General features: G+C 49.5%; 8 protein-coding genes and 1 riboswitch. Of the genes, 4 read left to right on the plus strand and 4 right to left on the minus strand.

Features of this window, described 5'->3' with window-relative positions; all coding sequences use genetic code 11:
- Positions 1–91: 91 nt before the first annotated feature.
- A complete protein-coding gene (gene tpx, locus ACN5NT_RS16545; RefSeq protein ID WP_136798235.1) occupies positions 92–592 on the plus strand; it encodes a thiol peroxidase in 501 nt (166 codons plus the stop codon).
- Between the two features lie 236 nt (positions 593–828).
- Complete coding sequence (locus tag ACN5NT_RS16550; RefSeq protein WP_136798234.1) at positions 829–1,848, plus strand: type I glyceraldehyde-3-phosphate dehydrogenase; 1,020 nt, start codon at positions 829–831, stop codon at positions 1,846–1,848.
- 22 nt (positions 1,849–1,870) lie between these two features.
- Here ACN5NT_RS16550 and ACN5NT_RS16555 read toward each other — a convergent pair whose 3' ends face one another.
- On the minus strand, positions 1,871–3,184 hold the full coding sequence (locus tag ACN5NT_RS16555) for a thiamine pyrophosphate-dependent enzyme (RefSeq protein WP_419176156.1): 1,314 nt from the start codon (positions 3,182–3,184) through the stop codon (positions 1,871–1,873).
- On the minus strand, positions 3,165–4,298 hold the full coding sequence (locus ACN5NT_RS16560) for a pyruvate flavodoxin/ferredoxin oxidoreductase (protein ID WP_419176157.1): 1,134 nt from the start codon (positions 4,296–4,298) through the stop codon (positions 3,165–3,167). The genes ACN5NT_RS16555 and ACN5NT_RS16560 overlap by 20 nt, the downstream gene beginning before the upstream one ends.
- A 1,071-nt stretch (positions 4,299–5,369) precedes the next feature.
- On the opposite strand from ACN5NT_RS16560, the gene ACN5NT_RS16565 reads away from it, so the two are divergent.
- Together ACN5NT_RS16565 and ACN5NT_RS16570 are read left to right on the plus strand one after the other, a co-directional pair.
- Positions 5,370–8,684, plus strand: coding sequence for a glycosyltransferase (locus ACN5NT_RS16565; protein ID WP_419176158.1), 3,315 nt, complete (start codon positions 5,370–5,372; stop codon positions 8,682–8,684).
- Positions 8,685–8,844: 160 nt separating this feature from the next.
- Complete coding sequence (locus ACN5NT_RS16570) at positions 8,845–10,194, plus strand: glycosyl hydrolase family 8 (RefSeq protein ID WP_419176159.1); 1,350 nt, start codon at positions 8,845–8,847, stop codon at positions 10,192–10,194.
- Between the two features lie 841 nt (positions 10,195–11,035).
- Here ACN5NT_RS16570 and ACN5NT_RS16575 read toward each other — a convergent pair.
- Both ACN5NT_RS16575 and ACN5NT_RS16580 read right to left on the minus strand, forming a co-directional pair.
- Positions 11,036–13,207, minus strand: a complete 2,172-nt coding sequence (locus ACN5NT_RS16575) for an aryl-sulfate sulfotransferase (protein WP_419176160.1) — start codon at positions 13,205–13,207, stop codon at positions 11,036–11,038.
- A 670-nt stretch (positions 13,208–13,877) separates the two neighbouring features.
- Positions 13,878–15,524, minus strand: coding sequence for a hypothetical protein (locus tag ACN5NT_RS16580; RefSeq protein ID WP_136798227.1), 1,647 nt, complete (start codon positions 15,522–15,524; stop codon positions 13,878–13,880).
- A gap of 245 nt (positions 15,525–15,769) precedes the next feature.
- Positions 15,770–15,843: riboswitch (cyclic di-GMP riboswitch) on the minus strand.
- Position 15,844 lies beyond the last annotated feature (1 nt).

Below are 15,844 nucleotides of genomic sequence, written 5' to 3' on the forward strand. Positions count from 1 at the left end.
AGCACCTGTTGTTAATGATAATTATTATCAACATATCGGCATATTGCTATTTGTCGATTCTTAAAGAACATATAACCTTCAGGAGTTATCCATGGCGAATATTACCCTCAAAGGAAATGCAATCACCACTGTCGGAGAATTGCCTGCCACAGGTCAAAAAGCACCGGATTTCAAACTTACCAAAACCGACCTCTCCGATTGCTCCCTTGCTGATTTTGCCGGCAAGAACGTGGTACTTAATATTTTCCCCAGCGTTGACACCGATGTCTGCGCAACTTCAGTGAGAAAATTCAACGAAGCCGCCAGCACCATGGACAATAGCGTCGTGCTCTGTGTTTCTGCAGACCTGCCCTTTGCCCATGCCCGATTCTGCGGGGCAGACGGCTTGAACGACGTCGTCCCCTGCTCCGTCTTCAGGGCTGCGAATTTCGGCAAGGATTATGGTGTAACCATCAACGACGGACCAATTGCCGGGCTGCTTTCCCGGGCCATCGTAGTGATCGGCCCTGATGGGACTGTCAAATACACCGAACAGGTACCTGAAATTACCCAGGAGCCTGATTATGATGCTGCACTGGCACAACTGAATTGATGGCAAGCCCGAGCCGATTACTGTGATCTCATCCACTGTACTCCACACCGATATTCATCGGTGTGGAGTTCCCTGCCCTTCCGACCAGACCACCCTCCCTCTTTCAAATTAATCGTTCCTTCAGTCTGAAAAAATCATTGTAAACTTCTGCTGCTTTTTATATTACGTAACTCAGCCGCACAAACTTACCGGCAGAGCGCCGGAACCTTTCACGTACCAGACTAAGCTGCAATATTATGAGTTACAGAGTTGCGATCAACGGATATGGCCGAATAGGCCAATGTGTACTTCGGGCCATCTATACCAGCCCCTTGCGGGACCAGTTCACCGTAGTGGCAATTAATGAACTGGCTGATATCGAGACCTTAGCCTACCTGACCCGCTATGACACCACCCACGGGCGCTTCCCCCTGCCGGTTCATAACGACCAGGGCTATCTTCATATAGGCCCCGACAAGATCCGCATTCTTCGGGAACAAAATCCCAAGAACCTGCCATGGGCAGAACTCGACATAGATCTGGTGTTTGAATGCTCCGGCTCGTTCAGCGATCGCGACACCGCCAGCCTGCACCTTGAGTCCGGTGCGAAACGCATTTTAATTTCCCATCCCGGCAACCCGGACCTCGATGCGACCATAGTCTTTGGTGTAAACGACGACCAGCTTAAACCGGAACATGAAATCGTCTCCAACGCCTCCTGCACCACCAACTGTATCGTGCCGATAATCGATCTGCTCGACAACCACCTTGGCATCGAACATGGCGTTATCACCACCATCCACTCCTCGATGAATGATCAGCCGGTGATCGATAGCTACCATCGCACTGATCTCAGGTTGACCCGCAGTGCACTGCACTCCATTATCCCGGTGGATACCGGTCTGAGCAAAGGCATCCAGCGCATCCTCCCGGATATGCAGGACCGCTTCCAATGCCTGCACCTGCGTGTGCCCACCATTAACGTCTCGCTGATGGATCTTTCGGTGAACGTCTCCACACCTACCAGTGCGGAAGATGTGAATAAAATCCTGCAGCAGGCAGCCGAGGGCTACCTGAACGGACTGCTTGGCTACACCCAGGAACCCCACGCCTCGGTGGATTTCAATACCGATCCGCACTCCGGTATTCTCGATGCCACCCAGACCCGCGTGAGTGGCGAGACTCTGGTCAAGCTAATATGCTGGTTTGATAATGAATGGGGTTTTGCCAACAGGATGATTGAGGTTGGTCACACCTGGCTGCAACTGGCGGAATAGGAATCCGCGAACAGCGTACAATTTATGGCGGGTTTTCCTTGAACCAGCTGGATATCCTCTCTGCTGTCACCAGGGCCATCTCCAGTTGCCTGCTTTTGAGACGATAAAAGAGACCGGACCGAAACATATTAGCGTTTAGCACCGGGTGTACACACGACAACACCGCCAGGGCAGCGACACCTCTATTAATGAAAGTAATGCCACACTGCTGCTGAAAGTCAATTTCGATAATCCGGCATTGACTGGGTGGAATCTCGACGTCCGCCGCTTTGATAATAAGGCAATCACTCTTTACGCTCTCAAAAACAGACCGTTTTCTCTCAACTCCTTCCGGGGCGAGTGCCAGAATGACATCCGGTCTGGCAATACCGGTATAGCGAATCGGCTGTGGCGAACAGACCACTTCACAAACGGAATGACCACGCAACACCGTTATCGGATAATCACTTTTTCTGGTCACCTGCAGCCCCGCAGCCATTGCCGCAAAACAGAGTATTTCACCCGCAGTATTCATTCGCTGCCCGGCGGCACCGAGCAACATGATTTCACACCTGGCATCAATGGCCGCAGTCTGCTCCACTGCAATTTCAGTAAACGGTTCCTTTGCCGGTTGTTCTGCAGCAAGCCTTCGATACTCATCACCATATTCCAATCTTTCGTTTCGGGACACGACTCCTGAAAACAGCGGATTATGCTCGTGTTCCTTTTTCTCCCGCAAAGCACGCGGGTTGCCCCTGGCATAACGGCCTGTGCAGACAGTCTCCACCTCCAGAACGGAAAAACCATGATGGCAGACAGCCTCCGATATGCCTGCAGCCAGCTCTTTTTCCTCCGGCAGAAACCGTCCGACCCAACTCGCACCAGCAGTTTCAGCCAGCTTGCAGAAATCCAGAGGCTGCTCCAGTTGATTCAAAAAGCCCGAACTGGTTGTCGCCTGTTGTGGCGTCGACACAGAACATTGTCCGCCGGTCATGCCATAATTGAAGTTATTCAGCACCAACAGGTTAATATCGAGGTTCCTGCGGCAGCTTGCAATCACATGCGCTCCACCTATCCCCATACCTCCATCACCCATAACCGCAATGACCGTCAACTCCGGCCTGGCGAGCTTCAATCCGGTGGCGTAGGTCAGTGACCGCCCATGCAGCCCGTGCAGGGCATGGGTATTGTAAAAAGTATCGAAGAGACCGGAGCAGCCGATATCGGTTACAATAACAACCTGATTGCCACTCAGTTTCAACTGCATCAAAGCCCTGTTCAGGGCCTGGACGACATTGGCATGGTCACAGCCGGGACAATAAACCAGAGGCCGCCTGTCATTGAGCAAGGTCTTCATCGCCCACCACCTGTACAATAGTTTCCGGGCTGATCAGCACCCCATCCATACGGCCATAGTTCAATACCGGAACATTACCGGCGATGCGCTCTATTTCACGGACATACTGTCCCATATTCATCTCTATGACGATGACCAGCCTGAACCAGGCGATAATATTTCTAAGGAGCTCCTCCGGTACGGGGTAGAGAGTCTTCAGCACCAGCAGCGATACAGCCACACCCTTTGCCCTGAGCCTTTCCACAGCCTCTTTGGCTGCCCTCCCGGTGACCCCGTAAGTAATGATCAGCCGCTGCGCCCCTGACTCATTATCAAGTTCATGCAATGATAAGCTCGCCCCCCCATCTCTCAGTTTCGCCAGCAGGCGATCCATGGAACTATTTATCAGCTGGCGGTCAACAGTCAAATACCCATCCGGACCATGGGACGATGAAGTCTGCCGCACCAATGCATCACCACCGATCGGCAAAAAATCCGGCACCATTTCATTATCAGCAGTATGAAACGGCAGGTAATCCTGAAAAGGCGGTGCACATTTCCGCTGAATCTTCTCGCCCAGCTCCAGCGAGCCCAGGTCAACGCTCTCCCGTGTCAGTCCAATTTCTTTGTTAGAAGCGATAAAGACCGGGCAGCGATATTGCTCAGCCAGATTAAACGCCTCATGGGTGAGCCGGTAACAGTCACCGGCATCCACCGGAGCCAAAACAATCACCGGCAGGCCGCCGCTATTGCCCCAACGCATGAACTGGATATCTCCATCAGCTCCTTTGGTCGCCGATCCTGTGGACGGCCCAAGCCGCTGGACATTGACAACGACAATGGGAATCTCACTGCCAATCGCAAAAGAGATGTGCTCACTCATGAGGCTCAATCCTGGCCCGGAAGTGGCGGTCATTACCTTTCGCCCAGCCATGGAGGCACCAAGGCAGAAACCGATTGAGGCGATCTCATCTTCCCCCTGCAGACAAATACCGCCAGCAGGAGGTAACAGTTTCAGCATGTGATTGAAGATAGTGGTGGCGGGCGTGATCGGGTAACCGGCAAAGAACGTACAACCAGCCTCTACAGCTGCCCTGGCAATGGCCTCATTGCCATCGATAAAATATGGGGACATGTAAACACCTCCGGATTTTTCCTGAGCGTCCTACATTTCCGATATTTTGTCATAACTTCGACCATTGCACAAGATTGCCCCAAAGATAGCTGCAGAATTCCAGATCCGATCTGAAACATCATAAAGCCTGGTGTCAATTTAATGTGGGAGCCCAGTATTGGATGGCAATCATCGTGCCGAATGAAGGCTCCGTGAGTGGTTCCCCCCGACACCGCTAGCCCAGGTCTGAGGTTAGGCTATTCATCCATTAACCAGGAAAAAACGGAATGATACTGCGTAGTAGCTTTTAAAAAAAAACCGGGACCGAGGACTAGACCGATAGGGCGAGAAAAAACAAAATCTTCCAATCACTTCTGTCCTGAACATACCAATACCCTAACATAAAAATGAATTTTAACTCAAAAAAAACCTGCCCAAAATAATTGGATAAGCAGAGTATCCACGTGCTAGGATTGTGCATTGGCACCACTGATTTCCTATTTTAGGATACCGGAACAATGCGGGTAATAAATACCTCCTCATCATTTATGCCTGTCAAGCTTCCAGCTCAGGCAAGGCCAATAACAACTGCCTAATATTTATTGACTATCAGAGCACATGTTCATTTTGAGCGATACAAATAATTCTCAAATTTTCGGTATGGTAATAGGCTGAGATTAGATTGTAAGTATCAGACAAAAAATAAAAATATGGCTCAACTGTAAAGTTTATTTTGATTTCATCCTGGCGCACCCAATGCTCATTTATGTTGCCGTTTGATAGTGCCAAGAATTTTCGGCAGGTAGAGTTTTGTTATCTCACAGGCAGCATTTTGAGAGTGTGGTTATGTTGGTCTGACTTCGGTTGAACTCCTGTCTTCTGACTCCGCAGTAGTCAGCGGCAAGACTGTTCGGGACAATTGACCTTGTGTCGGCTGATCGGCTTTGAAATCAGGCAGGAGAGTCTGCAATGGCCGCTGAAACTGGTCTTATTAAAGAAATTAGGTCTAAATAATCGCTGATATCTAATGACAGTGCCAGCGTGGTCCTGATTTCGCAAGGCGAGTTTCATAGGGCTGTAGAGGTGGTTTTCATGGTTAAGAAGCGAGATGAACCCGTTTTTTTTGACCCCAGAAATAAACGTTGGCAACGTGTAAAAGGTGTTGTCACCCTGTTAGCCGTCTTTTTGACCTTGGTGCTTACCCTTTTTCTGATGAACCTGTTTCTCTACCCGCAATTCAAACCTCTGCAACGGCCTCTCTGGCTGACGCAAACGGTGAAGAGGCTCAGCCCAGGGTGGTCACCCATAACGGTGGGATTCCATGTTCATTGGGATAGAAACAGTTACAAGTCCTTAAAGGCCCACATCGAAAAACTGGATGTGGTCATTGGGGATTGGCTGCATCTTGCGTCCGGTGATGGGTCTTTGACTGAAGATAACTCAGCTGACCGGAAACAGGTCTTGGATTTCATCCATTCACACAAGCCGGATACGAAAGTGATCGGCTTGGTGTCTAATTTTTCCGAATTCGAATGGGATTCCGAGTCGCTATCCCAGATGTTGGCCCAGCCCCAAGCCAGAAAGAGGGCAATCCTGCAACTGCTTCAGTATGCACAAGCCCACCAGCTCGCCGGGATCTGCATCGACTTTGAAGCTATTACTGAAAAGAGCCTGCCAGTCTACTATCGATTCCTTGACGAGTTTCGCTCCGCACTTCATGCATCGGATCTGGCTATTTTGGTAGCCGTTCCCGCCGATAACGATGACTATGATTACCGGAAAATCTCTGAACTGGCCGACTATGTGGTTGTGATGGCCTATGACGAACATTGGTCGACGGGTTCTCCCGGGCCGATTGCGAGCATGGATTGGTTTTCATCCGCTATGAGGAGACTGCAGGGAGATGTTCCATCTGAAAAGATGATCCTGACGTTGGGAAACTACAGTTATGACTGGGAGATGAGCGAACAAGCCGGAGAGGATGGATTGCCTGCGGCCAAGGGCCCGGCCGAGGTTAGAACCTTTAAGGACGTCGTGTTTACCGCCACCTGGTCCAAGGGAGAAATTGCAATGGATCCATTTTCCCTGAACCCAATGTTTCAGTACGAGGATAAAAACAACAATACACACCAGGTCTGGATGCTTGACGCCATCACACTTTTCAACCAGATGGCCATGGCCAAGCCGTTGGAACCGTTCGGAATTGCCCTGTGGCGTCTGGGCAGTGAAGATCCGATGGTCTGGGAGGTACTGGGAGATACACCTGATTTCAACAGCCGGACTGCAGGTGCACTGGGGTCCATTGATTATGATTACTCCGCCGACTACCAAGGCGACGGTGAAGTCATGAGCATGGTCCGGAAAGCCACCTCGGGGAAAAGAGAGATCGATTTTGATAAAAACACCGGTCTGATTATAACCGATCAATACACCGTCTTTCCCTTCCCGAGTCTGATTTCTCTCTCCGGTGCCGCGGACCGCAAAATCGCCCTGTCCTTTGACGACGGCCCTAACCCGAGCTACACTCCTTTGATCCTTGATGAGCTCAAAAAGGCGCAGGTACCGGCTACCTTTTTCATCACCGGATATAACGGCCTGAAATATCCTTCTCTGCTGAAAAGGGTATTCGCCGAAGGCCATGAGATAGGCAACCATACCTTCACCCACCCCAATATCGCTAAGATTTCCTGGTTGCGGTTGAGGGCCGAGATAAAAGCAACGGAACTGCTGTTGGAGAAAGTGATCGGGCGAGGCACGCGCCTTTTCAGAGCCCCCTATAACACCGATTCGGAACCCGTCACCGCAAAGGAGCTGCGACCTTTGGAATTGATCAGCAGTCTTGGTTACGAGGAAGTCGGGCTGAAGATCGATACCCATGACTGGCAAGAACTGAGTGCCGGGGAAATGGTCAAGAAAGCCCTAGAGGAAGAGGCGGCATACGGGGGTAATATCCTACTGATGCACGATGCGGGAGGGGATCGCTCGCAAAGCGTCAAGGCGCTGCCCGGCATCATTCATGCCTTCAGGCAGAAAGGGTATGAGTTCGTCACTGTTTCGCAGCTTACCGGGAAGACCAGGGCTGAGGTCATGCCCGAGACTTCAAAACAAAGTACCTGGAGCGAATGGGGGCGGAATCTTGGTTTCAATATTATAAATTTAGGACAGGATGTGCTTTCGGTCCTGTTCGTAACTGGAATCATTCTGGGGTTAAGCCGAACGTTGTTCATCATGGGAATCGCGCTTTTGGGAATGGTCCGGAAAAATGGTTCTGCTCACCTACCCGAAAAAGAATTTTTCGTGAGCGTTATCATTCCGGCTTACAACGAAGAAAAGGTCATCCGAAAAACCATCGATTCGTTGTTAATTGCCCGGCATCCCGAGTCCTTTGAAATTCTGATCATTGATGACGGATCGACGGATGCCACCTACAAAATTGTGCAGGAAGCCTACAGCGAGGATCCGATAATCAGGATGTTTTCGATTCCAAACGGCGGCAAACATCAGGCACTCAATTTTGGCATCGAGCACGCTCTGGGAGAAATAATCGTCACCTTTGACGCCGATACAGTCATCGCTAAAGATGCCCTGGTGCTCCTCGCAAAGCGGTTTTCTGACTCCGCCATAGGGGCCGTCGCCGGCAACGCCAAAGTCGGCAACCGGATTAACCTCTTAACCCGTTGGCAGGCGCTCGAATATATAACATGCCAGAATATGGACCGCCGGGCCCTTGATGTGCTGAACGGTATAACGGTTGTCCCCGGGGCGATCGGCGCATGGCGCCGGGAAGCTCTCAAACAGACCGGCGGTTTCAGCGCCGATACCCTCGCCGAGGACTCTGACCTGACTGTCCAGATCATCAAGCAGGGATACAAGGTCTGCTATGAAGATAAGGCCATCGCCTCGACCGAAGCCCCGGCGGATATCAAAGGTTTTTTGCGTCAGCGCTTTCGCTGGATGTTCGGCACCTTCCAGGTGGCCTGGAAGCATAAGGACGCTTTGTTCCGCCCAAAGAATGGGTTTCTTGGTTTTTTCTCCCTGCCCAATCTCCTCCTGCACCAGATATTTTTCCCCCTGATATCCCCCGTGATGGATCTTGTTCTGCTGCTGTCACTGCTGTCGGCGGCTCTAAATCGCTGGCAGCATTCCGCTGAATTTTCCCCCGACACGCTGCTAAGAATTTTCTGTTTTTATTCCATATTTCTGGCGGCGGATCTTCTGTCGGCCACCATCGCTTTTTTCATGGAGCGAGAAGAGGATAAACGGTTATTGCTCTGGGTTGTTCCCCAACGCTTTTTTTATCGCCAACTGCTTTATTACGTAGCGATCAAGTCTATTGTCGCTTCCCTGAGGGGGCAGCTCGTCGGGTGGAACAAACTCGATCGAGCGGGAACCGTTGAAGCAGCCTAACCCGAATATTTCATGAAAATACCCAGATTTGAAACAGCCCGGGCAGATTCCCGCAAGTGCTTTTCAGACCACAACCTGCTCGGCGACCGAGGGCCCTGGAGGACTCGGCCGAAAAAGCGGAACCTGTTAAAGGTGCCCTGAAAATCGAAGAGGTTGACAGATGATTCGTTACAAAAACGTGACTAAATTACTGATCCCCTTACTTCTCATACTGATTGTCAGCTACATTGTAATAAACAGACCAGACAAGGCGAGCGTATTCACTGGTGGCTACGTTTTCGGCCAATGGCTCGGAAAGGCCAAAAGACCTTTTCCACAGCATGTTTCCTATACGCCTGGCACCATCAAGCCGAACGTCGACCAGGAAAAAATGGATAAAGCCACCGAGGTGTTCTATGAGGCGTGGAAGGCTCGTTATCTGAAAGATGATTGCGGTTCAGACCAAATATATGTCTGGTTTGATTCCGCCTTTGATAGTGGCAACGCTTCCCTGGACTCAATTTCGGTTTCTGAGGGCCAAGGGTACGGCATGATCATTGTTGCCTATATGGCAGGGCATGATTCTGATGCAAAAAAAATCTTCGATGGACTGTATAACTTTTACAGAGCACATGTAAGTAACAAGGGCGGGAGCTCGCTGATGGCATGGAATCAGGTCGCCGGATGTCGCAATGCTCCAAAAACGAATACTGGCGACGGGAACTATTCCTCCACCGACGCCGATATTGATATCGCCTACGCACTGTTGCTTGCCCATAACCAATGGGGCAGTAATGGCATGATAAATTATCTCGGCGAAGCAAAAAAACTCATTCGGGATATCATGCGTTATGAGGTCAACTCCGATACCTGGACCCCGAATCTGGGGAACTGGATTTCACCGTCTGATCCTTTCTTTTTCGACACCCGCACCTCCGATTTTATCGTCAACCACTTCAGGGCATTCGAAAACGTAATGGCCGATAAAAAATGGCGTTTGGTCATTGACCGAGTTTATTACCTGGTTGAGCGCATGCAGAAGAAATACAGCCCGCAAACAGGCCTGTTACCCGATTTCATCCAGAATACCAACGTTATACCCGCCCCTGCCAGCCAGCATTTTCTTGAATCCGACTATGACGGCAGTTATTACAAAAACGCCTGCCGTACTCCGTGGCGTCTAGCGACCGATTACCTGATTTACGGTGACATCAGAGCCAAAGAGGCACTGGATAGCATCAACAGTTGGGTCATGCTATCCACGAATGGTGAGCCCGAGCGGATTAAGGCGGGATATTATCTCAACGGAGAAATGGTGCCTGGCAGCGATTATTCTTCAGCGGCATTTACGGGTCCCCTGGCGGTCAGCGCCATGGTTGACGAGAATAACCAGCTATGGCTCGACCATTTGTGGGCATTCCTGTTGAGAGAAAAAGGATTCAAGGTGGGCCCCAAAAGATACTATGAAAACACCTTGAAAATGCTCACTTTGATCATCCTCTCAGGCAACTGGTGGGCACCTGATTTCTGACTTTGTTTGTACTGGAATCTTCATTTCAGGTAAGTGGGTGATGCGTACTTGCCTTTTACGACTGTCCCCCAAACCGGTTTCCTGATAAAACCTTCACGATTACGACTACCATCGTGGCCGTTTCACCCCGATCTTGTGAGTTTTTCTCCTCCTAAACCTCAACTGCGTGTCAACCCCTCCGGCTGTCTCCTCCACCACAGGTTCACACCGATTCTTTCACTCAGACTCATTGGCTCAAACCAACCCTGCACTGACATCAAATACCTAATATGCGGCGACTTCCAGCCAACCCCTTCTATGGCAACAGCATCCCCGCTCATCCAATCTCACAGTGTTTGCACATCAACAAAAGGCTGCTCATAATCGGCACATCCATCCTCATACGGCCAGATAATGCTCTCAACAAAATCCGGGAAAGCAGGTCGCCCTATTCCACTTCGACTTGTCTTCCTCGTACAATCCAAGATCTTCTTGTTGGTGCCATGACTCATCTTAAAACGGTAGATAACCGTTCCGGTACTGTCGCCATAGCTCAACTTAGCAAGCGAGCAAGTGTTGGGAGAATGTATTGCGCCAGGTTTTCTATGCATTTGATATTATAGAGAACATCAGTCGGAGTTGTCACAGGTCAGACTTCGCACAAAGCTTCGAGTCGACAGGATTACAGCGAAAAGAAAGTTCCTTTTAAAAAACGGGGCCGACTATAACGGCCCCGTTTTTTAATGATAAAACCTTTTGAATTTGACAAACGCAAAGTCAGGCTGGTTTTTACCCTCAACAGTTGCGGTAAAGGTGAGCGCTGCCAATGTAAATGAATCCTGAGCTGGGCTTTTTCAGGCGCTTAGTAGCCTTTCACAGTATCCACCCAGTTCAACGGCTTACAAGATGGCAAAGTGCACTGACTTTTCGCCTCTATCATATCTTCAAAGGTGATCGAGCCGTCACCATTCAGGTCGCAGGGATCGTCGGGGTCATCGACCTGTTGGTTTATCTTGGATTTGATCAGAATCAGGTCAAATCTGTCCACATCGCTGTCACCATCGACATCTCCAGGAATTCCCGCGGGCCGGTACATGCCTTTCATCCTGAACGAACGGTAGGTGGTGTGATGCGGCGCCTGGAGCGTGTAGGTAATTTCGCCAGCAGGAGAGGTCTCGGTGGATTCACTGAGGCCAGCTGGAAAACCGGGAACCGGGGACGGTTGATCGCCGGCGATCCCGCCGGACAGGAAATGGTAATTACCATTAGAGAGCTTCTGAGCGCTTCCGAGAAAAGACGCATAGACGCCGAGATCGGCGTTGGTCACCAAAGTCGCTGTTCCACCCTTTTCATCTAAGATATATACCTGCCCTCTGCTGTTGGCAACGGAATCATCACCATTTTCATTCCGGGCATTGGAGTTGTCGTAGATCACTATCTCATTTTGAGCGTAGACCATAGGCTGGTGTTGACCGGAAAACCATGGGTGAGAGTCGTAGGGACCGGCATGCGCTTGTTCGATATCAAAATCTCCCTCGTTGCCGAGTCGCCAGAGAATATTTCCCGCCCCCTTGCCGTCATCGTAGTCGATCTTGATAAGCCAATCCTGATGGCGGAAGGAGACAATAATGCTTCCGTCCGCCGGTGCGTAGGTAACTGTATTGCCGTGGGTCCAATCATGTGCCACAGGGGCCTGGTCCGGACCATCGCCGAGCAGGCGCAGAGGTCCGCAAACGTTGCCTACGCCCGGTGCGCCGGTACACTCTTCATCACGGAGCGCCCGACGGGTCACTGGCAACTCGTCATGATCGAAAGTGTTCCAGGCCCACACTACTTGAAAGTTTTTGTCCAGATCAATGATAGCATCGCCCACAACGTCCACGGGTCCACTGCCCTGAACATCTTCGAGGATTCTCTCGACTCCGGCCATCACCAGGGTATGCCCGTTCGGCAGACGCCTGGCGTCATGGTGGAAGTAATAAATGGGGTCGTATCCCATCGCAATGAGTTGCTCGTTTATTCGTTCCACATTAGTTTCACGAATCGTATTTCCCGCCAGATCGATTTCCCTCAGAAGCTGCCCCCGAATCGGCCCGGGGATAACGTCAGGAATGGGCGGTCTGGACATGGGAATAAGGAATGTTCCTGACATCGATGGTGGAAAAGACATCAAGAACGAACCTGCATATTGCATAAAATCCAACGGCTTCTTGAAGTACCAGAGCAAGTTTCCATTCAGATCAGTTGCCACAGGGCAACCGAGTCCCACGTTCTCTCCTTCTCCGCCGAAAAGCACCGCATGAACGATCACATCATCGGACAGGCTGGTGTCGGGACCGGGACCGTAAGTGACACTAAAACCCCAATCCGGGATCTCTGAAGCACCTGTGGTGAAAACAGAAATTCCGGAAACCTGTTGAATATGATTGCCAACCGTGATTTCATGGCGCATCTCGTAATCTGTCTCCGGCACCATGCCGGCAACGAGGAAGTTGGTACTGCGGTGTGCCTTGCAGCGCTTGTAGGGCGTTGATTTCCAGGTTTCATCGCCTTGGACGCGGAACTGGACGCGAACCTCTGCACCGGAGACGGTAATGGGCACGCTATAGAGTGCAACCAATGGATGCTGGGTCGCCGTGATAACTGGATCACCTTCCGCCACCCGGGAACTGACCAAATAGCGTGTTTTGGTTTCCTGCAGCTCCCCGCTAATATCTCTGGCTACCACGGAGATGTTATACATACCTTCTTCCAGCGGTGTCCAATCAAATGAGCTGTAAATATCAAAGTCGCGGACGATCATTTCAGGGCCGCCTATCCGCTGAATTTTGTACCGGTAATGTATGGCATCCAGATCATAATCGGTGAATGCAGTCCAGGTGATATTTGATCCCACCGGTGCGCCTGAGGGCAAACTGGGGGAAAGTGTGATAGCCGCTATGGCGCTTTCAATGGTGATGACTGCAAAAAACGCGCTAACCAAGGCAGCGGTGCAAAGGAAGGTCCTAAATTGTTTAATACCCTTTCGTTTCATTCATACACCTCCTCACTTTTTACAGATGGGTTCAAGCAGAGGCCCACACCCCTCAAGTCACTCAATAAATGAATAAAAACTGGCACATGAGAGCTATTGTTGACTCTTAAAAAAAAATCCACGGCAACCTCTATTCACGCTAATCCCGTATCTATACCAAAAAATTGAAATGCCTGTTATTGCTTTAAAATCGGGGCCAATGGCAATGGTCTCGTTTGGCTGAAAGACTTTCTGAATTTCACTAATTATCAGCCTAATGTTTGTAAGGATTTGGGTGTGGGTGTTATAAGGAGCACCGTATTTACAGAGCTGGACGTTATGACAAAATTATCCATAACTTTTGAGCTATTTCTAGTTTCAAATGAGTGATGAAAGTAGAAAGAAGCTTTACACCTTACTCCTCATACCTCCCTTCTTGCTCAATCTTGCTGAGTCTGAGTGGTTATCGAGTAATAAGATATGGAAGATATCAGCGATTTTTAAACGATTCAGTTATCTGAAGCTCAATTAATACAGATAAACCTAACCTGTATTTCACAGTTCGATCATTTACTTCTGGTTTAGTTTATTCTCCCTTCAGCATTTATTGCCATTCCACAAAGGACAGGGCTAAAAAAACCTCTGTCCTTTGTGGTTTGTGAGAATATTTACCAGGCTTACTATCTGTTATTTACTTTATCTTTACAGGTGGTGTTGCCAACACCTCACATCCTCCATTCGGATAGCCTGTAAATGGGTTGGCTGTACCTATGTACAAATGCTCTCTCCCTTTTTCGTCGACAATCGGAACTGTTCTTCTTATTCCGTAATTGAGCGAATTTTTAAAGCCACTCAAGGTCACAGGCTCCCAATCTATTCCATTTTTAGTCTTCCATAGATCTGCACCGCCAAATTTTTTGATCAAGTAATCAATAAGCTTTAATGCAACGGCAACCTGGTCGCCATCTTGGAAGTCAATTTGGTTTAGGATCTGAAGCGGGAACATGGTGGAAGGTGAAGATGTATCGGTAATATTTTGTACTAAATCCGCCGCTGCCTGAGGATCTTCAATTAATAATTCTTTGAGATTTCTAAGTATCGTCCCACTCATATCCAGCGTGCCGACAACCAACTCGCCCTTATAAACGGCCATATGCCAAGCATAGCCATTGAATGGGTTACCGAATCCAGCGGGGATATAACTTTTAGGGATTCTGAATGTTGGCCAGCCGGGAGGGGGATCGCTCGGGAAATAGGCGCCGACCATCAACTCGGCCTTGTCATCTTTATCAACTCTTATGATATCGATCGGCCGGGTTCCGACCGGTTCGCCATCTTTCATCACCATGCCAATTCCAACTGCGCTGCCTATGTAGAGGTACTCGCCAAAAGGCTGCATGGTCATGCCGTATTGGTTCCAAGTGTCTCCGAAGCCATCGACGACCACGGGGGTCCAAACTAATTTGCCGTCTTCCTCTGTGCCGTCGGTTTTCCAAACTTCGAAGCCGGTCACGTAATTGACTGTGGAAGCATACAAATGATCATCAAATACTGACAGATAGTAGATTTCCACATTGTCCTGGTTGCCAAACCCGATCTCGCTCATCTCAGACCAGTTTTCGCCATCTGGAGAGCTAAAGACTACACAGCCGCCGGCTGATCCCAGATCTGTTCCGGGCTTTGAAGCTGAAACATAAACTTTTCCCTGCCACTCAACAAATCCCCTGACATTAGTGGTATTTGCTAAAGGTCCGCTGACATCCTGCCAATCACCCTCATTACCGGTAGCTGAGCGAACGATACTGCTAAAAGGCATGGGCGGCATCCAGGTTCCCACCCCCAGGGCATATATATGACCGTTGAAGGTACCAAGCGTCCGATATCCATAGGCCACAGGATAAGTACCGGCTGGTATCGTCAACCCATAATCTGGAACAATTATCGGATATGGAAGCTCGAATGTCATGGACTGGTACACTTTTTCCCATATGCCATCTTTTAATCGCCAAATTTGCCCTCTCATCTCGGCGGCATAGCCAGGACTGCCCCACACCGGGTCAGCTGGACCTTCAATGGCCGTAGTTGGATCAATCGGAAAGTCACCATCAGGAAGAAGACCAGGCATTGCCTGCATTATGCTCCACAAATGATGACGAACTGTTGAAGCGTACACATCACCATTAAACTCGGTCAGCCCCCAGGTATAGCTGTTTGCTGAATCACCGAATCCTCCGGTTGCGATTCGTTTGAGTTGTCCTTCACCCAGTGCCCATATTTTGAAAGGACTGAGAAGCGAAAAGATCATCAACAGTAATAATGCCATGATTTTTTTATTCATGTTTCCTCCTTTAAATTTTAGACAATTGTTTTCCGATATTGCCAACAAGGATCATGAAAAGGCAGTTAAACTAAAGATGACAAAATAAACAGTTTTCAATAAACACTTTTAAATACTTGATAGCCTTCATCATGAATACTTGTCAGCTTGAAATAAATAAAGGAATCCAAGCACACCGACACCAATTTCAGCTAATTTTATAGTTGTTCAATTATTAAAAACGCAAAAACCGGACAACCTATTTCCGAGGTAGTCCGGCGATCTCTTGAGACCCGCAACTTTCCGTCCCCGTCTTGCGGCGGGTTTGGCTTTATCTTGCA

The sequence above is a fragment of the Desulfosediminicola sp. genome (genome assembly GCF_048381775.1).
Classification (GTDB): Bacteria; Desulfobacterota; Desulfobulbia; order Desulfobulbales; family Desulfocapsaceae; genus Desulfopila; species Desulfopila ganghwensis.

Bases quoted from the DNA above. Each gene is read 5' to 3' on its own strand.
- tpx (WP_136798235.1), top strand. From the start codon at position 92: ATGGCGAATATTACCCTCAAAGGAAATGCAATCACCACTGTCGGAGAA.
- ACN5NT_RS16550 (WP_136798234.1), top strand. From the start codon at position 829: ATGAGTTACAGAGTTGCGATCAACGGATATGGCCGAATAGGCCAATGT.
- ACN5NT_RS16555 (WP_419176156.1), bottom strand. From the start codon at position 3,184: ATGAAGACCTTGCTCAATGACAGGCGGCCTCTGGTTTATTGTCCCGGC.
- ACN5NT_RS16560 (WP_419176157.1), bottom strand. From the start codon at position 4,298: ATGTCCCCATATTTTATCGATGGCAATGAGGCCATTGCCAGGGCAGCT.
- ACN5NT_RS16565 (WP_419176158.1), top strand. From the start codon at position 5,370: ATGGTTAAGAAGCGAGATGAACCCGTTTTTTTTGACCCCAGAAATAAA.
- ACN5NT_RS16570 (WP_419176159.1), top strand. From the start codon at position 8,845: ATGATTCGTTACAAAAACGTGACTAAATTACTGATCCCCTTACTTCTC.
- ACN5NT_RS16575 (WP_419176160.1), bottom strand. From the start codon at position 13,207: ATGAAACGAAAGGGTATTAAACAATTTAGGACCTTCCTTTGCACCGCT.
- ACN5NT_RS16580 (WP_136798227.1), bottom strand. From the start codon at position 15,524: ATGAATAAAAAAATCATGGCATTATTACTGTTGATGATCTTTTCGCTT.